At 53.2% G+C, this 23,318-nt stretch carries 17 protein-coding genes and 1 tRNA gene; 15 read left to right on the forward strand and 3 right to left on the reverse strand.

From position 1 onward, the window contains the following. Positions 1–1,756 precede the first annotated feature (1,756 nt). The gene (locus ACSFXJ_RS06375; protein WP_435924364.1) at positions 1,757–3,112 is read right to left on the reverse strand and encodes a dipeptidase; all 1,356 of its coding nucleotides are present in this window, start codon (positions 3,110–3,112) and stop codon (positions 1,757–1,759) included. A 168-nt stretch (positions 3,113–3,280) separates the two neighbouring features. Here ACSFXJ_RS06375 and ACSFXJ_RS06380 point away from each other — a divergent pair, with 168 nt between their 5' ends. From ACSFXJ_RS06380 to ACSFXJ_RS06420, 9 genes are all read left to right on the forward strand, one after another. Next, positions 3,281–4,468, forward strand: coding sequence for a peptidylprolyl isomerase (locus tag ACSFXJ_RS06380; protein ID WP_435924365.1), 1,188 nt, complete (start codon positions 3,281–3,283; stop codon positions 4,466–4,468). A gap of 140 nt (positions 4,469–4,608) precedes the next feature. Further along, positions 4,609–6,180: a response regulator transcription factor gene (locus ACSFXJ_RS06385; protein WP_435924366.1), complete on the forward strand. Its 1,572-nt coding sequence runs from the start codon at positions 4,609–4,611 to the stop codon at positions 6,178–6,180. Then, positions 6,180–7,973 carry a sensor histidine kinase gene (locus tag ACSFXJ_RS06390; protein ID WP_435925690.1) on the forward strand — a complete coding sequence of 598 codons (1,794 nt, stop codon included), beginning with the start codon at positions 6,180–6,182 and terminating at the stop codon, positions 7,971–7,973. The genes ACSFXJ_RS06385 and ACSFXJ_RS06390 overlap by 1 nt, the downstream gene beginning before the upstream one ends. 187 nt (positions 7,974–8,160) lie before the next feature. Continuing rightward, positions 8,161–9,456 (forward strand): ABC transporter substrate-binding protein, encoded by a 1,296-nt coding sequence (locus ACSFXJ_RS06395; protein ID WP_435924367.1) that lies wholly within the window; start codon positions 8,161–8,163, stop codon positions 9,454–9,456. A 202-nt stretch (positions 9,457–9,658) separates the two neighbouring features. Next, on the forward strand, positions 9,659–10,513 hold the full coding sequence (locus tag ACSFXJ_RS06400) for a carbohydrate ABC transporter permease (RefSeq protein WP_435925691.1): 855 nt from the start codon (positions 9,659–9,661) through the stop codon (positions 10,511–10,513). Continuing rightward, on the forward strand, positions 10,510–11,334 hold the full coding sequence (locus ACSFXJ_RS06405; protein ID WP_435924368.1) for a carbohydrate ABC transporter permease: 825 nt from the start codon (positions 10,510–10,512) through the stop codon (positions 11,332–11,334). Before ACSFXJ_RS06400 ends, ACSFXJ_RS06405 begins: the two co-directional genes overlap by 4 nt. 60 nt (positions 11,335–11,394) lie before the next feature. After that, positions 11,395–14,457, forward strand: a complete 3,063-nt coding sequence (locus ACSFXJ_RS06410; RefSeq protein WP_435924369.1) for a glycoside hydrolase family 2 TIM barrel-domain containing protein — start codon at positions 11,395–11,397, stop codon at positions 14,455–14,457. 157 nt (positions 14,458–14,614) lie between these two features. Further along, entirely contained in the window at positions 14,615–15,367 is a 753-nt protein-coding gene (locus ACSFXJ_RS06415; RefSeq protein WP_435924370.1) for a class I SAM-dependent methyltransferase, read from the forward strand. Beyond that, complete coding sequence (locus ACSFXJ_RS06420) at positions 15,364–16,356, forward strand: MBL fold metallo-hydrolase (protein WP_435924371.1); 993 nt, start codon at positions 15,364–15,366, stop codon at positions 16,354–16,356. Before ACSFXJ_RS06415 ends, ACSFXJ_RS06420 begins: the two co-directional genes overlap by 4 nt. A gap of 74 nt (positions 16,357–16,430) precedes the next feature. Here the strand turns inward: ACSFXJ_RS06420 and ACSFXJ_RS06425 are convergent, their stop codons facing one another. Next, positions 16,431–17,003, reverse strand: a complete 573-nt coding sequence (locus tag ACSFXJ_RS06425; RefSeq protein WP_435924372.1) for a phosphatidylglycerophosphatase A family protein — start codon at positions 17,001–17,003, stop codon at positions 16,431–16,433. Between the two features lie 172 nt (positions 17,004–17,175). Here ACSFXJ_RS06425 and ACSFXJ_RS06430 point away from each other — a divergent pair, with 172 nt between their 5' ends. The 3 genes from ACSFXJ_RS06430 to ACSFXJ_RS06440 all read left to right on the forward strand — a co-directional run bounded on the left by ACSFXJ_RS06430 (position 17,176) and on the right by ACSFXJ_RS06440 (position 19,717). Then, a complete protein-coding gene (locus ACSFXJ_RS06430) occupies positions 17,176–18,234 on the forward strand; it encodes a GerMN domain-containing protein (RefSeq protein ID WP_435925692.1) in 1,059 nt (352 codons plus the stop codon). An 86-nt stretch (positions 18,235–18,320) separates the two neighbouring features. After that, positions 18,321–19,082 (forward strand): ribonuclease PH, encoded by a 762-nt coding sequence (gene rph / locus ACSFXJ_RS06435; RefSeq protein ID WP_435924373.1) that lies wholly within the window; start codon positions 18,321–18,323, stop codon positions 19,080–19,082. Then, positions 19,082–19,717, forward strand: a complete 636-nt coding sequence (locus ACSFXJ_RS06440; RefSeq protein WP_435925693.1) for an XTP/dITP diphosphatase — start codon at positions 19,082–19,084, stop codon at positions 19,715–19,717. Before rph ends, ACSFXJ_RS06440 begins: the two co-directional genes overlap by 1 nt. Positions 19,718–20,015: 298 nt before the next feature. Here the strand turns inward: ACSFXJ_RS06440 and asnB are convergent, their stop codons facing one another. Then, a complete protein-coding gene (asnB, locus tag ACSFXJ_RS06445; protein WP_435924374.1) occupies positions 20,016–21,866 on the reverse strand; it encodes an asparagine synthase (glutamine-hydrolyzing) in 1,851 nt (616 codons plus the stop codon). 131 nt (positions 21,867–21,997) lie between these two features. Here asnB and ACSFXJ_RS06450 point away from each other — a divergent pair, with 131 nt between their 5' ends. From ACSFXJ_RS06450 to ACSFXJ_RS06460, 3 genes are all read left to right on the forward strand, one after another. Next, positions 21,998–22,318, forward strand: coding sequence for a hypothetical protein (locus tag ACSFXJ_RS06450; RefSeq protein ID WP_435924375.1), 321 nt, complete (start codon positions 21,998–22,000; stop codon positions 22,316–22,318). A 20-nt stretch (positions 22,319–22,338) separates the two neighbouring features. Further along, on the forward strand, positions 22,339–22,689 hold the full coding sequence (locus ACSFXJ_RS06455; RefSeq protein ID WP_435924376.1) for a hypothetical protein: 351 nt from the start codon (positions 22,339–22,341) through the stop codon (positions 22,687–22,689). An 82-nt stretch (positions 22,690–22,771) separates the two neighbouring features. Continuing rightward, positions 22,772–22,845: transfer RNA gene (locus ACSFXJ_RS06460), tRNA-Arg, on the forward strand. The last annotated feature ends 473 nt before the right edge of the window (positions 22,846–23,318 follow it).

Consider the following 23,318-nt stretch of genomic DNA (forward strand, 5'->3'; position numbering starts at 1 on the left):
ATTTGGGCCGGGGCGAGTGGTTTTAGACAAAATAACGGCTCTCAGTTCCGTTGCGAACGAAAACGGCCCGTTTGCCACGGAATAGAGTCGCTGAGTTCCGTTACGGATGGGGAAATACTAGATTCCGTGGAACCGAGACAGAAGTAGTTTTGATGTGTCCATACGGATGGGGTAACGCTCGATTCCGTGGGGTCGAGACATAACGGATTGGGTAATGCCCGATTCTGTGGAACCGAGACATAAGTAGATTTGATGCGTCTATCCGGAAAAAGTCCGTCGTATGTGCCGATCCCTTGCCTAACGGAACTTAGCGCCGTTATTTGAGTAAAATTGCCTTGATTGGTAGCGTAACGGAACCCAGAGATCTTATTGGTCCGAGATTGAGCCGAGACGAGTGGTTTTAGGCAAAATAACGGCTCTCAGTTCCGTTGCGAACGAAAAACGGCCCGTTTGCCTCGGAATAGAGTCGCTGAGTTCCGTTACGGATGGGGGAGCGGTTAATTCCGTGGGCCGAGATAGAAGTAGATCTGGTGCGTCCACCCGGATGGGGTATTGCTCGATTTCGCGGAACCGAGACAGAACTAGAATTGATGCGTTGCTGAAAAGGTCAGTCCTATGTGCCGATCCCTTGCCTAACGGAACTAAGCGCCGTTATTTGAGTAAAATTGCCTTGATTGGTAGCGTAACGGAACCCAGAGCCCTTATTTGTCCGAATTTGAGCCGAGACGAGTGGTTTTAGGCAAAATAACGGCTCTCAGTTCCGTTGCGAACGAAAAACGGCCCGTTTGCCACGGAATAGAGTCGCTGAGTTCCGTTACGGATGGGGGAGCGGTTAATTCCGTGGGCCGAGATAGAAGTAGATCTGGTGCGTCCACCCGGATGGGGTATTGCTCGATTTCGCGGAACCGAGACAGAACTAGAATTGATGCGTTGCTGAAAAGGTCAGTCCTATGTGCCGATCCCTTGCCTAACGGAACTAAGCGCCGTTATTTGAGTAAAATTGCCTTGATTGGTAGCGTAACGGAACCCAGAGCCCTTATTTGTGCGAATTTGGGCCTGGGTGAGTGGTTTTAGGCAAAATAACGGCTCCCAGTTCCGTTGCGCACGAAAAACGGCCCGTTTGCCTCGGAATAGAGTCGCTGAGTTCCGTTACGGATGGGGGAGCGGTTAATTCCGTGGGCCGAGATAGAAGTAGATCTGGTGCGTCCACCCGGATGGGGTATTGCTCGATTTCGCGGAACCGAGACAGAACTAGAATTGATGCGTTGCTGAAAAGGTCAGTCCTATGTGCCGATCCCTTGCCTAACGGAACTCAGCGCCGTTATTTGAGTAAAATTGCCTTGATTGGTAGCGTAACGGAACCCAGAGCCCTTATTTGTCCGAATTTGAGCCGAGACGAGTGGTTTTAGGCAAAATAACGGCTCTCAGTTCCGTTGCGAACGAAAAACGGCCCGTTTGCCACAGAATAACGTCGCTGAGTTCCGTTACGGATGGGGAAGTGCTAGATTTCGTGGGGGCGAGACAGAAGTAGTTTTGATGTGTCCATCCGGATGGGTAGCGCTCGATTCCGTGGAACCGAGACAGAAGTAGTATTGATGTGTCCATCCGAATGGTCAACGCTCGAATCCATGGAACCGAGACAGAAGCAGAAGGCGCATCCAAGCAGAAGGCAGAACGGCAGAAAAAATGGGTACGGGGGAAGGCTCTCCCCTATACCCAATACTCTAGAAGTTGAAAAGTTGAAGTTACAGCCGGCCTACAGCGATTTCAGATACTCCACAATCGTGAGCAGCCCTTTGTCGAAATTCTCCAAATTGAAGTGTTCGTTCGGCGCATGCAGGTTTTCGTCCGGCAGCCCGAAGCCCATCATGACGGACGGAGCCGACAGGACGCGGGATAAAGTTTCCACGATCGGAATGGAGCCTCCGTCCTTCGTAAACAAGGCGCGGGTTCCGTATACGCGCTCGTAGGCGTCGGCCGCTTTTTGCAGCATCGGCTCGGAAGGATCGATCGTGAACGCCCGGGCTTTCTCGGTCGCCTTCACTTGGATGGTAGCGCCCTTTTGCAGATTTTCGCGAAGATGCTTATCGATTTTGTCGATGATATCCTGCGGGTCTTGGTCACCGACCAAACGGCAGGTGATTTTGGCGTGGGCTTCCTTCGGGAGTACCGTTTTGGTGCCTTCTCCCTGGAATCCGCCGTACACGCCATTCAATTCGAGCGTCGGACGCGCGCCGGTCCGCTCTACGAAGGAATAACCTTCCTCCCCATAAAGATCCGTCAACGCCAGCGTCTTCTTCAGTTGTTCCTCATCAAACTGCTGCTTGACGAATTCTTCGCGCAGCTCCGGAGTCAGGTCGGGAACGCCTTTGTAAAAGCCTTCGACCGCAACGCGTCCCTGTTCATCATGAAGGGAAGCAAGCAGGGAGACGAGCGCATGCAGCGCGTTCGGAACTCCTCCGCCATAGGTACCCGAGTGAAGATCCGTATTGGCGGTATATACGGACACCTCCATGGCGCACAAGCCGCGAAGCCCGATGCAAATGGCCGGCTTGCCCGGCGCGAGCAGCGCGGTGTCCGAGATCAGGACGACGTCGGCCGCCAGTTTGTCCTGATGGGATTCCAGGAAGGACGGGAGATTCGGGCTTGTGATTTCTTCCTCGCCTTCGATGCAGAACTTGATGTTGACCGGAAGCTCTTTTTCCTCTTTCAAGATAGCCTCGACGGCCTTAATATGCATGAACACTTGTCCTTTGTCATCGGTCGCCCCGCGGGCATACAGCTTGTTGTCCCGGATGGTCGCCTCGAACGGCGGCGATTCCCACAATTCGAGCGGATCGACCGGCTGCACGTCATAATGGCCGTACACCAGGACCGTCGGTTTTCCGGGGGCATGCAAATGCTCGGCGTAGACGACGGGGTGTCCGTTTGTCGGATGAATCTCGACGTTCTCCATTCCTGCACGGCGCAGGGAATCGGCAATCCATTCGGCCGCTTTCAATACATCTTGTTTATGCTCCGACAAAGCGGAGATACTGGGTATCGCAAGCAGTTCGCCTAATTCTTTCAAATGAGCTTCTCTGTTGTTTTGAAAATAGGTTTGATAATCCATGTGGTCAGTTCCTCCCGAACTTATTCTCCCCATTATTTTACACCACATTAAAATAAACTTAAAATTATTTGAGGTTTTTTTATATTTCATTAAGGTAAGAAGGGAATAATTCTGTTATTGTCAAATAGAAGAAGAGAAAGCGAGATAAGGAAGGGAGTCATTCGAATAATGGACGAAAAGGAAAACAAGGGTTTGGACTCAACACGGGAACCGGAGGATCAGCAGGAACCGGCTGAACAGGAAACGGTAACCGGGGAAGGAGCGGCGGAAGCCGGACAAGCCCCTGTTGAGGATACAGAAGAAGATACACAAAAAGATACGGACAACGACGGGATCATTCCGAATCTCCAAGAAGGTGAGGCGCTTGCGCTCATGACGCCGATTGGCGAGAATCCATCTGCCCATTCGGGAGACGGAGACGGAGGCGGAGGCGGAGGGAAATCCCGCAACCTCGTTTGGCCGATCGTTTCCGCGGTACTTGCCATTTTGCTGGTGGTTGTGCTGATCAAACCGCCGTTTGCCTCGAACAAGGCGGAAGCGGTAGCGACCGTCAACGGAAAGGAAATCACCAAGGATCAACTTTATGAAGAAGTGTCGAAGGCCGGCGGTGGCGAAGCCGCTCTGGATACGCTGATCACCAAGGAATTGATTTTCCAGGAAGCGGATAAGAGTCAAGTTGCTTTTACGGAAGCCGATATCGATAAGGAAATCCAAGACTACATCACGCAATTCGGTTCCGCCGAAAACTTGGATCAGGCGCTTGCGGCAAACGGAATGTCGATGGAGCAACTGCGCGAGAACATTCAAATGAACGGTTTGTTGACCAAGCTCCTGGAACCGCAAGTGAAGGTGACGGATGAAGATATCAAGAAGACGTTTGATGAAAACAAGGCGTCTTTCGATACGCCGGAACAAGTCCGTGCTTCCGTCATCCTGGTTAAAACCGAAGCGGAAGCCAACGAAATCATCAAAGAGCTGAATGCAGGGCAAGATTTCGCCGAACTGGCCAAGAGCAAATCGCTGGACGAATATACGAAGGCGAACGGCGGAGATCTGGACTTCTTTGCCCGGGGCGAGCAGGAGGAAGCGGTTGAAGAAGCGGCCTTCAAGCTGGCGAAAGGCGAAATCAGCAGCGCGGTGAAGACCAGCCAAGGATATGAAGTCATCAAAGTAACCGACCGTAAAGAGGCACACTCGGCAACACTGGAAGAGAAGAAGGACGAGATCAAAAAACAATTGGTCTCCCAAAAAGTGTCCGAGCTGACGGGCACCTGGCTCCAGGATGTCCGCAGCAAAGCGAAGATCACGAACACCTTGACGGATCAACCGGAGAGTGGAGCCGCAAAGGCTGAATAAGAAAAATATGCTTTTAGCAAAAGCCCGAATAGAGCCTTATCTGTTCGGGATTTTTGTCTTTCCCTGAAAAGTTCCAATGGTGCGTGCGAAATGTCAGTGATATTATTTGAGGGAAAACGTTGTTCAAAGGGGGCATGAACATGGGATCGGTATGGAGAGTGATCATTGTCGACGACGAGCTCCTGGTCAGACAGGGTATCAAGCATCTTTTGAACTGGGAGAAGGAAGGATATCGGATCGTCGGCGAAGCATCCAACGGATTGGAAGCGCTTGATTTAGTCCGTGAGGCTAGACCGCATCTGATTTTGACGGACATCGTGATGCCGGTCATGGGCGGCGAGGAGTTCGTCAGAATCGTGAAGGAGCGCTATCCGGAAATTGAAGTGATCGTCCTCAGCAGCTTTAGCGAGTTCGATTATGTCCGCTCCACCTTTCAGAGCGGGGTGGCAGATTATATCCTGAAGCCGAAGCTTGAAGCGGATGCTCTCCTGGCGGTTCTGAACCGGACGACGGTCAAGATGGCGGCTTTGCATGAAGCAGCGGCGGAAGATACGTCAGAGAACGGATGGCTGGATCAAGCCGTAGAGAAGCTGTTGACCGGCTACGGGACGGACTTGGACCCGGAACGGGTTCGCGTGAAGTTTCCGTTTGAGCGGTTTATCCTTTTTGGATCAGAGATGAAGAATGTGAAAAATAAAGAGGCGCGGAAGCGGTTTGTTGCCGAGCTGGAAACAAGAATGGGGCGGCTTGACGCAGGCAATACCGTCGCGCTAAATCTGAAACAGGCTCCGGAAGAGGTGCTGTATCTTTTGAATGTTGAACCTGCAGAGGGAGAGGAACTACTGCTAGCCCTTCGGCGGGTCGCAGAGGATCTCGTGATGCAAACGGAGCGGGGCGCCCGTTTTTTGATCAGTCAAAGCTTCACGGATTTTTTTCGGCTTGGCGAAATTTACCGGGAGCATTATTTGAAGCTGGTTCGTTACGGCTTTTATTTGCCCGATCGCATCGTTCTAGAGCACGATCGTCTGCCGATCAGGCCGGCGGCCTCCGCCGGGTTCGATATGGGGGATCTGACGGAAAAGCTGAGAACGAGACAGTTTGCCAAGGCGTTCGCCGACTTTCGGGCCTATATGACCCAGCAGGCAAAAGACTACACCGCGGATATTTTTGAATTTAAGTCATTGCTCGGCAATTTCATATTCAATGTAACGACGACGCTCGGAAAAATGAAGTTCGAAATCTCCCGCCTGGAGAAGGCCAAATACGATTATTTCCGGGCAATCGATGAAGCGGCGTACGCTACCGACACGATCTCCGTGGTCGAGCAATTTTTGGAGGAAGCCGGGGCCATCGTCGCCGACCAGCCGCATCAGGCGAACTCGAACATGGCGAGCCTGCTGGAATACATCCATGAGCATTACGCCGAGCCGATCACTTTGACGGAGGTTGCCAAGCATTTTCATTTTAACGCCTCCTACTTATCGAGCAGCTTTGCTTTGCATAACCAGGAAGGATTTAATGAATATTTGAACCGCATTCGTATGGAAAAAGCGATAGAGCGACTGTTGATGACGGATGACGCTATTTCTGAAATCAGCGAAGGCGTGGGATATTCGGATCAAAGCTATTTTACGAAGGTATTCAAAAAGCTGACCGGGATGTCGCCCAGCCGGTATCGGCGTCATTATGCGGCGGAGATGCGCAAACCATGATGAAACGATGGTCGGATCAATTAAAGAAACAAGGCATGTTCCCGAAGCTGTTTTTGGTGACGCTCGTCAGTATCGTAACGGTTTCGCTTCTTACATTGACGATTACGATCAATATGTCGGAAAAGCTGTTTATTCGAACGTTCAGCATCACGAACGGAAAACTGCTGAACCAGATGAAATCGAATCTGGAGACCTACAACAGTGCCGTCGCGACCAGTGCTACGATGATGGCGCAAAACGCGGCGATCCGCAGTTATTTGTCCGGAGGGGAGACGGATGCCGTGGATTTGGCTATAAAGACGTACAATATGACGCAGGGGATGAAAACCATCCGCTCCAATTTCAGCGCTTACGATGTGGGCATCATGATCGTCGGGATTAACGGCAGGAGCTACACCACGAATCCCTGGTATTGGCCGGTAACCGCCGAAGACCTTAAAAATCATCCCATTACGAGAATTACGAAGGAGAATCCCAAACAAATCATGTACCAGCTATACCGGGATGATGCGGGAAAGGAAGATCCCGATGCTCCTGTTCTCGTGGCGACGAAGGCGCTGTACGAACCGTCGAATGGAAGCGTTTACGGGGTGATGTACGTTGCGATTCACGACCGGAGCTTCCAGCCGTTTTACGCCAACTTTACGAGCGAAGGAAATGACGTCCTTTTGTTGAACGAAGAAGGGCTCATCGTTTCAAGCAATCGTGAAGACCTGATCGGATTGGAGGATCGGGGACTGTTGAAGAAGGCGTCCGAGAAGCCGGCCGCCGACGGAAGCGAATACGGAGAGACGGCTTGGGTCAACGGGAACGAAGTGGTCGTGCTTTCCGAGTATCTGCCGGAGTTCCGTTTTTACCTGGTGAATCTGATCGATAAGCAGGCGGCGATCGGACAAATGGTGAACGCAAAAGCCGTGTTCCTCACGACCCTGGCGATAGTGGCCATTTCCCTGGTCATCGTCTTCCTGATCACCCGCAAGATGACCAGGTCACTACGCTTGCTGGTAGAAGAAATGTCGGGTGTGCCGATGCACGGTTTCGATCGGCGCATCGACGTAGCCGCCAGCGGCTATGAGGTCAGGGAGCTTGGAAATGCATTTAATTTTATGCTTGATGAATTGAATGATTACGTCAGCCGGCTGGTGGAAACCCAAAAGCAGCAAAGAAACGCGGAGCTGGCGGCGCTGCAGATGCAAATCAACCCGCATTTTCTGTACAATACGCTGGCATCGATCAAGTTTCTGGTGCGGCAGGGCCATAAGGAGAGGGCGGCCGATACGATCAACGCGCTGATCTCCCTGCTCCAAAATACGATCAGCGATGTAGAATCCACCATTCCGGTCCGGCAGGAACTCGAGACGCTGAAGCATTATGTTTTCATCAATCATGTGCGATATGGCGAGAAGATCCGGGTCCATTACTATGCGGAGCCGGAAAGCCTCGACTATCACATGCCCAAGCTGGTCCTTCAGCCTTTCATAGAGAATTCATTTTTTCACGCCTTCAATCAAAAAGAAGAGGGAAGCATCATCATTATGATTGCCGTTCAAGAGGATCGCCTGGTTTGCGAAGTGGCGGACAACGGGGATGGGATGGACTTGGAAAATCCGGAGGCCGTGGACGAGCCGTTGCCCGCGCCGAAGAGAAAGCGGCAGTTGTTTTCAGGCATCGGCATCCGGAACGTGGACGAGCGTATAAAATATCTGTATGGCGAAGACTATGGAGTAAACATTGCGGGTAGGCCGGGCGAAGGAACCACGGTCACCATTACGCTGCCGTTAATTAAAATCTAAAATATTTACAAAAATACAAAGATAGTGCCAGCAGGCGGGACCGCCACTACAGCAGGACCCAAGAAAAGCACAAAAGTGAACAAAGATAGTGCCAAAGAAAGCGGATACAAAAGTGCTAAGATGGAAGCGTATTGAGGAAGCGCTTCCATTTTGTTTTTATTCAACGAACATGAAGGGGGTTTATGCATTGAAAAAGTTACTCTCCATTCTGTTAGCCAGTGCCGTTGTATTGTCCGCCTGCTCCTCGGGAGCCAAAGATTCGGGCTCGGGAGGCGAAGATGCCGCTTCGAAAACGAAGGAAATTACCGTATGGGCCTGGGACCCGGCGTTTAATATCGCCGCGATGAACGTAGCCAAAGAAACGTACGCGAAAATCAATCCTGACGTAAAAATCAACATCGTAGAGAACGCTCAGGCGGATATCGTTCAAAAGCTCAATACGGGGCTCAATTCCGGCTCCACCAAAGGGCTTCCCAACATCGTGCTGATCGAGGACTATCGTGCGCAAAGCTTTTTGCAGGCCTACCCCGACGCCTTCCATGAACTGACGGATGTCGTGAAAGCCGCGGATTTCGCGGACTACAAGATCGGGCCTACCAGCGTGGACGGCAAGCAATACGGCGTTCCGTTCGACTCGGGGGTAACCGGGATGTACGTGAGGACGGATTATCTGGAGCAAGCGGGCCACAAGCTGGAAGATCTCCAGAATATCGATTGGAAGAGATACATTGAAATCGGCAAGGCCGTGAAAGAGAAAACCGGCAAAAGCATGATTACGCTGGATCCGAACGACTTGGGATTGATCCGGATGATGATTCAGTCCGCAGGCGCCTGGTATACGGCGGAAGACGGGCAGAAGCCTACGATTGCGGATAACGCGGCGTTGAAGGAGGCGTTCGCGCTTTACAAAGAAATGATGGACGCGGGCATCGTGAAGATAAACTCCGACTGGAGCCAATTCGTCGGGTTTATAAACAGCGGCGAGGTCGCCACGGTACCGACGGGGAACTGGATTACGCCTTCCGTTAAAGCCGAGGCTTCCCAATCGGGCAAGTGGGCGGTCGCTCCGCTTCCGAAGCTTGCCGAGACGCAAGGTTCCGTAAATGCGTCCAACTTGGGCGGCAGCTCCTGGTACGTGGTGAACATGGACGGCAAAGAGGCCGCAGCCGAATTCTTGGCAAAAACCTTCGCCTCCAACGTGGAAATGTATCAGACGCTGAACTCGAAAATCGGGGTCATCGGTACGCTGAAGGCAGCGGCAAGCGGTGAAGCTTACGCGGCGGCGGACGAATTTTTCCAGGGGCAAAAAGTGGTTTCCGATTTTGCGGCTTGGACCGAACAAATTCCGAATGTCAATTACGGCATGAACACGTACGCGATCGAGGACATTATGGTTGTGGCCATGCAGAACTACCTGGGCGGCAAGGATCTGGACACCGTGTTGAAAGACGCTCAAGCGCAGGCGGATACCCAAATTCGGTAACGAACCTTTGAATCGACTTCTCTGCCGTCCTTCTCCTTGCGGATTGCGGACATTTCCGCCACGCACGGGGAAGGGCGGGGGGGAGCCATCCTCCGATGATACGAAGGAAGACGTTAAACATAGAAGGGTGTGGAGCGATGTGAAAACGGTCAGTGCCGAAATCAACCCGCGGCGTCGCAGCCGCTATCATGCACAGAGGCGGATGAGCTTGACGGGATGGATGTTCGTTCTGATTCCGATCCTTATGATCAGCGTTTTTTATTTTTATCCGATGGTTCAAGCCTTTATCTTATCCCTGAAATCCGGAAAAGGCAGCAATCTGAGTTTCGTAGGCTTTGACAATTATATCCGGCTGTTCAGTGATGCAAATTTCATTACGGCTGTAAAAAATACATTCCTTTATTTAATCGTGCAGGTCCCGATCATGCTGGTGCTCGCGATAATCATCGCCGTCCTGCTCAATGACGACCGGCTGAAGTTCAAAGGCTTTTTCCGCACAGCGATCTTTTTGCCCACCGTGACATCGCTGGTCGCTTACTCGGTCGTCTTTAAATACATGTTCGGTCCCGACGGCATCGTCAACAAATCATTGCTTAACCTGCAGCTCATTCCAGATCCGATCCAGTGGATCACCGATCCCTTTTGGGCCAAAGCGACGATTATCATAGCGATCACCTGGCGGTTTACAGGCTACAACATGATTTTTTATTTGTCTTCCTTGCAAAATATTGATAAATCCGTATATGAAGCTGCAAGAATCGATGGGGCTGGAGCGGTTACCCAATTTTTCAGAATTACGATTCCGCTCTTGAAGCCGATTATTTTGTTTACGACAATCACATCGACAATCGGAACGCTGCAGTTGTTTGACGAGGTGGTCAACATTACCAAAGGCGGTCCGGGCAATGCGACCATGTCGATTTCCCAGTATATTTACAACCTTTCTTTTGAATACACGCCGGATTTTGGCTATGCCGCCACCGTTTCCTATTCGATCGTTTTGATGGTGGTCATTTTAACGATGCTGCAGAACAAGATTGGAGGCGATAAGCGATGAACCGGACCAAACGCGGATTTACGTATCTCTTCCTGGGAATCACCGCCCTGATCTCGGTCTTTCCGTTTATCTGGATGGTGGTCAGCGCAACGAATCCTTCCGTTGAAGTGACAAAAGGAACGCTGATCCCCGGGTCGCATTTAATGGTAAATTTAAAAAATCTGTTCGGTACCGTGGATATGTGGGGAGCGCTTTGGAATTCCGCGAAGATTTCGATCGTGACGACCGTGCTGGCCCTGCTGGTCGCTTCCGCTGCGGGCTACGGATTTGAAATGTACCGCAGCCGCAGCAAGGACATCGTGTTCAACATTCTGCTCGCTTCCATGATGATTCCGTTTGCCGCGATCATGATACCGCTGTTCCGGATGTTTGCCAAGCTGTCTTCCGTCGTGCCTTTTCTCGGCATCGATACGGCGGCTTCCGTCATTTTGCCGACATTTACGACCGCGTTTCTCATTTTCTTTTTCCGGCAGAGCACGAAGATGTTCCCCAAGGATATGATGGAGGCCGGGCGGATCGACGGCCTGTCCGAGCTGGGCTTGTTCTTCCGCATCTATATGCCGACGATGAAATCGACTTACGCGGCCGCAGCGATCATCACCTTTTTGAGCAACTGGAACAATTATCTATGGCCGCTCATCGTGCTGCAATCCCCGGAGAGCATGACCGTACCTTTGCTGATCTCTAACCTGGGCTCCGGGTATGCACCGGACTACGGCCTGATCATGTCCGCGATCGTCATCACCACGCTGCCGACGGCCATCGTCTTCTTCGTCATGCAAAAGCAATTCGTCGCGGGGATGACAGGTTCCGTGAAATAATGATATGAATGGATATGAATGAATTATTCTAATACCACTTATGGATGGGGGATGCACGAGATGAACCAGAAGTCCGCGCCCATACAGCCTTCTACCGAATGGCTGTCGGATGTCAGCGTATTTGCCGTAGGCCGGGTACCGGCCCATTCGGACCATCGCTATTACGAATCGATGGCGGAGGCGGAGCGATACGGCGAAATGAAGCTTCGGCACAGCCTGAACGGTAGCTGGAAGTTCAGTTACGCCAATAATCCCCGGCAGCGCCAAGCCGATTTTTATAAGCCTGAGATTTCCTGTGCAGGCTGGGACTCGATTGAAGTGCCGGGACATATTCAGCTTCAGGGGTACGGACGCCCGCAGTATGTGAATACGATGTATCCTTGGGACGGGTACGAGCTTCTTCGGCCTCCGGCAGTTTCGGAGGAGCATAACCCTGTGGGAAGCTATGTCAAGCATTTCTCGGTCCCGCCGGCATGGAGAAATCAGCCCGTGCATATCTCCTTTCAGGGTGTGGAAACCGCCTTTTTCGTTTGGCTGAACGGAGAGTTCGTCGGATATGGCGAAGACAGCTTCACTCCGACGGAATTCGACTTGACCCCTTTTCTCGCCGAGGGAGATAACAAGCTGGCGGTCGAGGTGTATCAGCGAAGCACCGGAAGCTGGCTGGAGGACCAGGACTTCTGGCGGTTCTCGGGCATTTTCCGCGACGTTTATCTGTATACCGTGCCGTCGGTGCATCTACGGGATCTTTTTGTCCGCACGGAGTTGGACGAGAGCTACGAGCAAGGCACGTTGAAGGCCGAGCTTCAGCTTGAAGGCGGGCCGGCATCCAAAGTAGCCTATGTGCTGAGAGATCCGTCGGGAGCCTCCGTGGCTCAGGGCGAGACTCCGGTCTCTGGCAGCCTGGTACAGTTTGAGCTGGCAACCGGGAGAGTCCGTCTATGGAGTGCTGAGGAACCGAATTTATACACCCTTTACGTTTCCGTTTATGACGCATCGGGCCTGCTGACCGAAGTCGTACCGCAGCGCGTCGGGTTTCGCAAATTTGAAATGATCGGCAATATCATGCATCTGAACGGAAAACGGGTCGTTTTCAAGGGCGTGAACCGCCATGAATTCAATCCGCGACGCGGGCGGAGCATCACCAAAGAGGATATGCTATGGGACATCCGGACGCTGAAGCGGGCGAACATTAATGCGGTACGGACCTCACATTACCCGAACCAGACGCTTTGGTACGAACTGTGCGATGAATACGGCATATACGTTATCGATGAAATGAATTTGGAAACCCATGGTTCCTGGCAGAAAATGGGGGCGGTCGAGCCCTCCTGGAACATTCCCGGCAATTTGCCGGAATGGCGGGACATCGTTATGGACCGGGCCATCTCCATGGTCGAACGCGACAAGAACCATCCATCCGTCCTGATCTGGTCTTGCGGCAATGAATCCTATGCCGGCGAGGTAATCGTCGATGTGGCGAATTACTTCCGTAAGAAGGATCCGACGCGTCTGGTCCATTACGAAGGGGTATTCCATAACCGCGATTACGATGCCGCGAGCGATATGGAGAGCCGGATGTACGCCAAGGCCGCGGATATCGAGGCGTATTTGAACAACGATCCGCCCAAGCCTTACATCAGCTGCGAGTATATGCACGCAATGGGCAACTCCGTCGGGGGATTGCACAAATACACGGAGCTGGAAGGCAAATATCCGATGTACCAGGGAGGTTTCATTTGGGACTACATGGACCAGGTGCTGGTGAAAAAAGACCGTTACGGTAAAGAGTTTCTGGCTTATGGCGGGGATTTCGACGACCGGTCCACGGACTATAACTTTTCCGGAAACGGGATTGTGTACGCTGACCGTCGTTGGTCGCCGAAGATGCAGGAAGTGAAATATCTTTACCAAAACGTCAAACTGCTGCCGGACCGCAACGGCGTCTTGATCCGCAACGAGAATTTGTTTATCGGGACGGAGAAATACGAACTCGTTTATAGTCTGAAGCATGAGGGAGCAGAGGTTTGCCGGGGTACATTGTCCGACATGCGGGTTGGTCCCGGGGAGGAGCGTTATATTAGGCTTGAGCTCCCCGAAACTGAAGACCGGCCGGGAGAATACACGGTGGACGCCTCCCTCGTGTTGAAGGAAGATACGCTTTGGGCCGAGGCCGGTTATGAAACGGCTTTCGGGCAGGTCGCGTTCCTGGTGGAAGATGAAGGGGAGCCGCAATGGGCAATTTCGGAAGCGGAGATCCGGCAATTCCGCGTGGTCGAGGGGGATGTGAACATCGGCATGCACGGGCTGGATTTTTCGATTCTGTTCTCGAAGCAGGCCGGTACCTTGATTTCGGTAAACTATTCGGGCCGGGAAATGATCGCCGCGCCTCCGGCTCCGTTGTTTTGGCGAGCCATGACCGATAACGACAAAGGAGCGGGGCTTCCGTTCTCCTCCGCGGCCTGGTATGCCGCAAGCCTGTCGCGGCGGCTGATCGGCTGGGAACTGGAGCAAGGCAGGGACTTTGCCGCGGTTACTTATACCTACGGACTCAACATTTCCGAAAAAGTGCGGGTTGCTGTAACTTATACGGTGCTTGCGAATGGCATCATCCGGGTGAAGGCCAGATATTTCGGGACTTCCGGGCTGCCGAAACTGCCTATTTTCGCACTGTCCTTGAAGATGCCGGCCGATTATTCAAATTTGGATTGGTATGCGATGGGGCCGGAGGAGAATTATATCGACCGCCGTCATGGCGCCAGATTGGGATGTTTCCGGAATCGTGCGGCGGACAACGTCTCAGATTATCCGGTGCCGCAGGAATCCGGCAATCGTACCGGGGTTCGCCGCGTGACGATAACGAATGCCTTGGGGCAGGGGCTTACGGTATCCGCGTCCCCGTCCGCGCCGGTGGAGGCGAACATTTCGCCGTATACGGCTTTTGAGCTGGAACAGGCGAGCCATCATCATGAACTGCCGAACGTGCATTATACCGTGCTTACGATTGCCGGACGCCAGATGGGCGTCGGCGGGGACGACAGCTGGGGGGCTCCCGTCCTGGACGAATATGTCATCGATCCTTCCGGTGACCTTTCTTTCGAATTTACGATTTCCCGCGTTTAACCGGACAAAAATAGGCATGTTGGCCGCTCCGAACAGATTCTGTTCCGGGCGGTCTTTTTTGATTTTTGTCCTTTGTTTCGGAGGGGGTCAGGAGGTACAATGAAAGCTATAGATCAAATAGACAGCGAAGCATGGTTATGGACGGGAGGAGAAAAGGTTGGCGGAATGGTACGAAGAAAGCTTCGGCGAGGATTATTTGCTGGTGTATAAGCACCGGGACATACAAGGTGCAAAGCGGGAAGTACATAAAATGATCGCCTGGCTCGGGCTTGGGCAAGGAGCGAAAGTACTTGATCTTTGCTGCGGCATGGGCCGGCATTCCATGGCGTTGCATGAAGCGGGATTTGAGGTCACCGGCGTCGATCTTTCTCCGGTTTTGCTCCGGGAGGCGAAGAAGAACGACCCGGAAGGCAAGGTAACCTGGCTCCGGGCGGATATGCGGGATTTGCCGCTCGAGGGCGGCTTTGACGCGGTCGTGAATCTGTTCAGCTCCTTCGGCTATTTTGAGCGGGATGAAGAGCATGTCCGGGTACTGAAAGAAATTGCCCGGGTGCTGAAGCCGGACGGCCGGTTCATTATCGATTATCTCAATCCAAGATACATCGCGGACCATTTGGTTCCGGCTTCGGAACGGACGGCTGAGGGCCAGCTGATTTCCGAAAGGCGAGCCATCGAAGAGGGCTACGTCAAAAAATGGATCACCATCACTTCGATGGACGGTCGGGACGCTTCCCCGGACAATCCCAGAAAATATATGGAACGGATCAAGCTCTACGAGCGCGAGGACTTTGCGGCGATGCTGAGTGAAGCGGGCCTGACGCTGGATCACGTTCACGGGGATTACGACGAGGGGGAGTTTGATCCCGATCAATCCCCGCGGATGATTATGGTAGGGCGGGTGAGCGCATGAGCAGGCCGGAGATTGAAGTATACGCCGAGGAGGAACTAATCCGGGTCCGGATTTCCATGGCTCCGCCGCTCCGCTGGGTCAACGGCTACCTTCTGCGGGACGGCGAAGGCGTAACGCTGGTGGATCCGGGGCCGAGAACGGACGTCACCGAAGCCGAATGGCGAGCAGCCTGGGAAGAGCTTGGGATTTCTCCCGCGCGGGATATCAAAAAGATTGTGCTGACGCATCACCATCCGGACCATTATGGGCTTGCCGGGTATTTACAATCGATGACCGGCGCCCGGGTATACATGTCGCGCAGAGCCCATGAAGAGACAATCCGGATGTGGGGCGAAGGCAGTAACGTAAACGGCGAATTGCTAGACCTTTTCCGTAAGCATGGGATGCCCGGCTCCTGGTACGGACAGCTTCCCGCCCATATGGAGAGCTTCGTTTCCCAGGTAACGCCCGCGCCCGACGTAAACTATCTTACCGACGGCGACATCATATCCATGGGCGGACACGGTTGGACGGCGGTAGAGACTTACGGGCATGCGCCTGGACATCTGTCCTTTTATGATCCTTCACGTAAAATCATGCTTTGCGGGGATGCGATCCTGCCGCAAATTTCACCGAATGTCAGCTTGCTTCCGGGCAGTGATCCCCAGCCGCTTCAGTCCTTCATCGAATCGCTGGCCAGGCTGGAAAAATACGAGGTGAACAAAGCGTTCCCGGGCCATCGGAATCCTTTCACGCATTTTACGGAGCGGGCAAAAGCCCTTATCCTCCATCATGAAGAGCGGCTCGCCAAAATCGAAGCCCTTCTCGCGGAGCGCGATCAGAGCGGTTTTGACGTCTGTAAGGCGCTTTTCGGCACGGAGCTCGGCATTCACCAGATGCGGTTCGCCATGTCGGAGGCGCTGGCGCATTTGTACGAATTGGTCCGCCGGAATGCGGCCGAAATGATTCCCGCGGCGGGCGAAGCGGAGGTACTGTTTCGCAAACGCTGATACCTAACGAAAAAGGGCTCGTCCCCCCAGTCGGCAAACCGGTTCGGGACAGCCCTTTTTTGCATCATTTGTTTTTAGCGAACGATGTCCTTGCCAATCGTATCTTCGCCTTGCTCGAGCTCCCGCTCCGTCTGTTTGCGGTGCGCGATGCGGCTGGCTGCGGAAGCGGCGACCGCCCCGACGATATCGTCCAGGAACGTGTTGCACGGTCCGAGCGTTTTGTCGTTCAGCCGTTCCAGCACGCCGGGCTTCAGCTTATCGATATAACCGTAGTTGGTAAAACCGATGCTCCCATACACATTTACGATGGAAAAGGCCAGTATCTCATCGACCCCGTATAATCCTTCATCATTTGAAATCATATCCTGCAATTCCGGAATAAGCAGTTCCTGTTCCGCGAGAATGTCGAGCTGGATACCGGTAAGCACCGCGTTTTGGACTTCCCGCTTGCTCAGTACCTGCTCCACATTGTGCACGCATTCTTCCATCGTCAAATTCGGGTAGTATTTTTTCTGCAGCAGCAAAACCAATTCCGCAATTTCCTCGAGCTTGATGCCCCGTTTTTCCATCCAGAATTTCGTGGCCTCCGCCACCTTTTTACTGTTCAGGCTATATGGCGCTTTCGCTTTCCGTTGTTCCATTTCCATTCTCCGTCACCTACTCCTCAAACATAGCTTCCAGCTATGATGCAGTTTGTCCACCTTGCTCAAAAATATAGTTATTTTTCGAAAAGGGGGCTCGTATACATCTTAATAGAGGTTGTTCAAAAAGTCATCTTTTGGACAGAACCCAAGACTAGGTTTAGGAGGATATCCGGTGATGAGATGGAATCTTCGATTACGTAATACAGCCGTTTCGGGGGCGCTTGCGATCCCGCTGTTGTTGTCGGGCTGCAGTCTGCTCGGGGCGGGCGCGCCAACGCAAATCGATCCGCCCCCCGGGGAGACGGAGCTCCAAATGCTGCAGTCCCTGGAATCAGAAAGCCAGACAAGCCTGCAGACGGAGGAAGCATTGACGACCGTGTATCTGAAAAACGAGCAAGGCTGGTTGGCCCCGGTTTCGCTGCATTTGCCGAAAGGGGAGGCGGAGACGAAACTAACCCGCATGCTTGAGATGTTGGTGGTCGGGGGGCCTTACGGCTCAGCGGTTCCGGCCGGATTTGACGGTGTGCTTCCGGAAGGAACGGAGGTCGAAGCGGTAACGTTGAAAAAAGACGAGAAGCTTGCGATCGTGGAATTCAACAAATCGTTCGGGAGCTATCAAGCTGCCGATGAGCGGAAAATTCTTGAAGCCGTGACCTGGACGCTTCTCGGAGATCCGGAAATCGAAAGCGTTCAGCTATGGATGGATGGAGCCAAGCTTAATGAAATGCCGGTAGACGGGACGCCGTTGGATCGTCCGCTTAGCCGCTCCTTCGGGATCAACCTGGATCCGGGAGACAACCTGACGTCGCAAACCCGCCCGGTTACGGTGTACTTTTCGGCTTCTACGCCGGATGGGGTCCCATATTATGTTCCGGTGACCCGGTTTGTTTCCGCCGACAAGGATGCCGTACATGGGGCGCTGGGAGAGTTGATCGAGGGGCCATCCCGAGGAGACGGTCTCGAACAGGTGCTTACCGGCAATACGGTCGTGAAATCGGTGGAGCAAACGGAGGACGGGGTCATTACCGTATCCATTGAAGACGATATGTTCGAGCCCGGCGAAAAACCGCCTGCGCAAATGCTCCAATCGCTTGTGCTTACCGTGACGGAAAACGCCCCGGACAAAAAGGTCCGGATCTGGCTTAACGGGCAGAAGGACGTTATCGGCATGGACAATCAGAAGTACGGCGAACCGGTGCTCCGGCCGGAGATGATCAACGAAATTCCGCTGTGACTCCCATGAATGGAAAGATGCTTTTATGCCTACACTTTGGTAGAATAGGGAAAGCATGTAGACAGCATGAAACGTAGGAGGCAGTAATGATGAGAATAAACGGGCGTGAGGCGAACGAGCGGCGGCCGATGAAATTGACCGTGGACATAAACAAATATGCGGAAGGCTCCGTATTTATCGAGGTTGGCGACACGAAGGTGCTGTGTACGGCCACGGTGGAGGAGAAGGTTCCGATGTTTATGAAAGGCCAGGGGAAAGGCTGGGTAACCGCCGAGTACTCGATGCTCCCGCGGGCGACGCAGACCCGTAACCAGCGCGAATCGGCCCGGGGCAAGCTCAGCGGCAGAACGATGGAAATCCAACGGCTGATCGGACGGGCGCTCCGCTCGGTCGTCGATCTTCAGGCGCTTGGAGAACGGTCCATCACGATCGATTGCGATGTGATCCAGGCGGACGGAGGAACCCGGACGACCTCGATCACGGGGGCGTTCATTGCGCTCGCTTTTGCCGTGAACAAGCTGGCGGTAAAGCATTCTCTCCCTGTATTTCCGATTACGGATTATCTGGCGTCCGTCAGCGTAGGCGTCGTCGGGGAGCAGAAGCTGCTGGATCTCAATTATGAGGAAGACTCCAAAGCCAAGGTCGACATGAACGTGGTCATGACCGGCCGGGGCCAATTCGTGGAAATCCAGGGAACCGGGGAAGAAAAGCCGTTTTCACGGCAAGAGCTGGACGGACTGCTTGAGCTTGCCGAGAAGGGAATCCGGGAAATGATCGAGCAGCAGCGCGAAGCGTTGGGGCCGGTCGCCCTTAAAATCCGGAATGGTGAATCAGGAGCGAGCGTATGATGCAGGCAAAAGAGTCCGTCATTATCGTCGCTACCCGAAATCAGGGCAAAGTTCGCGAGTTTGCCCATGCGCTGGAATTTCTCGGAAAACCGGTCAAAAGCATGTACGATTATCCCGAGGTGCCCGAGATCGTAGAAGATGGAGAAACGTTCGCCGACAATGCCCGCAAAAAGGCCAAAACCGCCGGCGATCTGCTCGGCCAACCGGTGCTGGCGGATGATTCCGGACTTTGCGTGGATGCATTGGACGGGGATCCGGGCGTGTATTCGGCCAGATATGCCGGAGAAGGGGCGGCGGACGAGGACAACAACGAAAAGCTGCTGGCAGAGCTGGAAAAGCGCCGGCAGGGCGAGGATACGCAGCAGCCGCTGTTGAGCCCGGCGCGATTCGTCTGTCATCTCGCCTTGTATGATCCGGCGACGGGCCGGTTCACGGAGGCTTCCGGTGAAGTAGAAGGCTGGATCACATCCGAGCCGGCCGGAGGCGGAGGATTCGGCTATGACCCATTGTTTTATTTGCCCGAATACGAAAAAACGATGGCCGAGCTGACGCTGGAGGAAAAGCAGGCGATCAGCCATCGCGGCGCCGCGCTTCGGAAGCTTGCAGACAAGCTGAGCCAGGCCGCTCGTTTATAAAGAGAAAGAACCTTGGTTCCGGAGGGAACCAAGGTTCTTTTTTTGCTGGTGTATGCCGGATTTGAGGCGGGTCGGGTCGGGTCGTATTAACGGGAAAATGTCCCGATAATTAAGCAGTAAATTCAATATTTCAATAATTAGCCGGAAAATCTCCCGTTATTTTGGTTAATGATCCCTCTTTGCAGTCAATCCGGTTTATTTAGCAGGAGGATTTCCTGTTATTGATTGCAAAACCTTTCGCTGATTAAAAATAGCTGGAGAAATTCCCGCTAGCGCGTTGGAATCATTCCGATCCGAATCATCTAATCGCAACCTTATACGTCTCAAGCCAGAAATTGACCTGAGTGAGATATGCGAACAATTGCGGGCCGGACATCAGTTGTCCAAACCAGGGCAGGTTGGACGACGATTCCGGGGAGGCTGCAATTTCACGGATCCGGGCAGCATCGATTAGCGGAAGAATCGGCGAGGCCGGATTGTCGAGGATGTCGAGCATCCGGTTTTTGACGGCGTCCAGATAGGCAGGATTATGCGTTTTGGGATAAGGGCTTTTTTTGCGGTACAGTACATCATGAGGCAGAACGCCTTCCAATGCTTTGCGCAAAATGCCTTTTTCCCTGCCGCCGGTCGTTTTGATTTCCCATGGGATATTCCAGACATATTGGACCAGCCGGTGATCGCAATAAGGAACGCGGACTTCAAGCCCTGCCCCCATGCTCATCCGGTCTTTGCGGTCAAGCAGGGTTGGCATGAACCGCGTGATGTTCAAGTACGACATGTTTCTCATTCGCGCCTCTCCGGGCGTTTCGCCTTTGAGATGGGGCACTTCCCCCAGCGCTTCGTTATATCGGTCCGCCACATACTGTTCGGGGGTGATCCACTCGCGAATTTCCGGGGACAGCAGACCGGCACGAAGCCCGGTGGCTACCGACCAAGGGAATGTGCCTGAGCCCAGCAGCTCTTCCCGGTGAAACCACGGGTATCCGCCGAACACCTCGTCCGCGGCTTCTCCTGAAATGGCGACGGTAGCTCCTTTTTTGATTTCCCGGCAAAACAGCAATAGTGACGCGTCGACATCCGCCATTCCGGGCAAGTCGCGGGCCAAGGTCGAGTCTTCGAGCGCGGCGATCAGCTCGGGCGTGTCAAAGGTGATCGGGTGATGCTCCGTGCCGAGCTCCTCCACCATCCGTTTAATCCAGGGGGCGTCCGCTCCCGGCTGGTAGCTGTGCTCCTGAAAATACTTATCGTTATCCGTATAATCCACCGAATACGTATGCACCTGACCCTGCCCGGTCCTGCGGTAATAATCGACCGCCAGGGCGGTAAGGGCGCTTGAATCGAGACCGCCCGACAGCAGGGTGCATACGGGAACGTCGGAAAGCAGCTGGCGCTCCATCGTATCCTGCAGCAGCCGGCGGATCGCCGCGGCGGTTTCGTCGACAGGGTCAAGATGCGGCTCGGCTTCCAGCTTCCAGTAGGTGTAGGATCGAAGCCCTGAGCGATTGAAAATCATCGCGCTGCCTGGCCGCAGTTCCTTCATGTTTCGATATACCCCATGCCCCGGCGTTCTCGCGGGTCCGATCACGAAAATTTCGGCAAGTCCTTCCGGTCCGACAATGGCCTCCACTTTGGGATGCTTCAGGATAGACTTCGGTTCGGAAGCGAAAATAAGCGTCTCCCCGGCTTCGCTGTAGAACAAAGGCTTTACGCCGAGCCGGTCTCTCGCAAAAAACACATGCTCCCTCGCGCTATCCCATACGGCAAAGGCGAAAATGCCGTTTAGCCTGTATACGCAGTCCGGCCCCCATTCCATATAAGCCTGCAGCAGCACTTCCGTATCGCATTGGGTCCGGAAGGTCTTGCCTCTGGTTTGCAGTTCCTTTTTCAGTTCCGGAGCATTGTAAATCTCTCCGTTATAAACAATGGTATATGTGGCCTCGTTCTCCTGAATGATCATCGGTTGGGCCCCGTTCGCGGGATCCATGACACTAAGACGCCGATGACCGAAAGCCACGGGGCCGGATATCCATGTTCCCTGGGCGTCGGGCCCTCTTTTTTCCAGGCAGGAAGTCATCGACACGACCAATTCGAGCTCCGATTCCGTCGACAAATTCCGGTTCCATTCGATAAATCCGGTGATTCCGCACATGTTTGGTTTCTCCTCTCTTTTCCGGGTGAAAAGTAATAACAAATTATGCCCGCCCAAAGCATAAAATGTCTGTCCTAAAAGGAAAACTACAAGCAAATGAGGGACTTTGCCCCAGAATGGGAGGGTTGAATGTGGTAAAAAATACGTACTATGTTTCCTTGCAAGGCCGGTCGTTGCTGGATGATGAAGGTGCATCGAGTTACGAATGGGCCATCCTAGCAACACCGGAAGAAGCTGACATGATAAGTCACATGTTGGAGCAAATTGATGAAAAAGAAGTCAGCACGTTTTTAGCGTACACCTATCCGTGGCCGGATTCCCCGGAGGACGATGTCAATGCAAGTTACCAGAGCAACATTGATGCCCTGTATAAGGAGATATACCGGCTTGGAACCCCGGAAACCCGGGAGCAGCTGGAACGCGGGATGGGTTTCGGAGATGGCGGAGAATAGCGGGAGGAGTTGGGTAGCGGATGTACTATATTAAAGATGCGGCATTTCGGCGAGTAACCGAGCTCGAAGGAACCCCCTGCGCGGAAATTCAGGTACGGCCGGGAGCGGTCGACGATCCGGATCTCTTTGTGTATATTGCCCGTTCGGAGGAGGGGCCCCGCTCGGAATTCGAAATCATCCGCATGATCCGCAGCGATGCCAGCCTTGAGACGGACTGGTTTGATAACAACATGCACCAGGCCACCGCCACCGTCGCCGAGGAGGAATTCTGCAATACAGGGTGGCCGGCTCCCGAAAAACAACGGAAAGAATTCCTTCAACGTCTGCTTGCCCATGAAGGCATTTCCGACCGATTGAACAAGGAACTCTAATTTTCAAAAGATAACCCTTTGAAAAAATCAAAGGATGCGCTATAATAAATAACGCATCCTTTTTTACATAGTTCATTTTCATGTCCCAGTAGCTCAGCTGGATAGAGCAACGGCCTTCTAAGCCGTCGGTCGGGGGTTCGAATCCCTCCTGGGACGTTTTCCGTGCATGCTTCGGGGCCCGTGTCTACGGGCCTCTTTTAGTACTAATCGAATGTTTAAAGCGCTAAAGCGTTTTGTCTCTGGCGTCCAGAGAGGGGTATTTGGACAGCCGATGGACAGCTGAAAGACAATGGGCCATCTTCTTCGGAAGGTGGCTTTTTTGCGTTTGTACAAAGGGCTGCAAAAGGTCCAGCCACCAAGGGCGTGTGGCGAGAAGCAGCAGTTCCAAGATGAAAGAAACCCCTTGACTGGCTCGGGCCATATGTAAAAATACTGAATGTTTATTCATTATCGTGAATAAAGGGGCGCGAGAACCCATGTTCCTATTGCGGAAGAGCGCGGCCTGGGGTGCTCGTCGCCTACTTCCCAGGCTAGCATTGCATAGGGTCTAATAGGGAAGAAAGTCGAAAGGAGTGATCCAAGTGCCAGAAGTCTAGAGTAAAGTTAACTGCACAACCAAATCAAATTAA

The organism is Paenibacillus salivarius, assembly GCF_051307165.1.
GTDB lineage: Bacteria > Bacillota > Bacilli > Paenibacillales > Paenibacillaceae > Fontibacillus.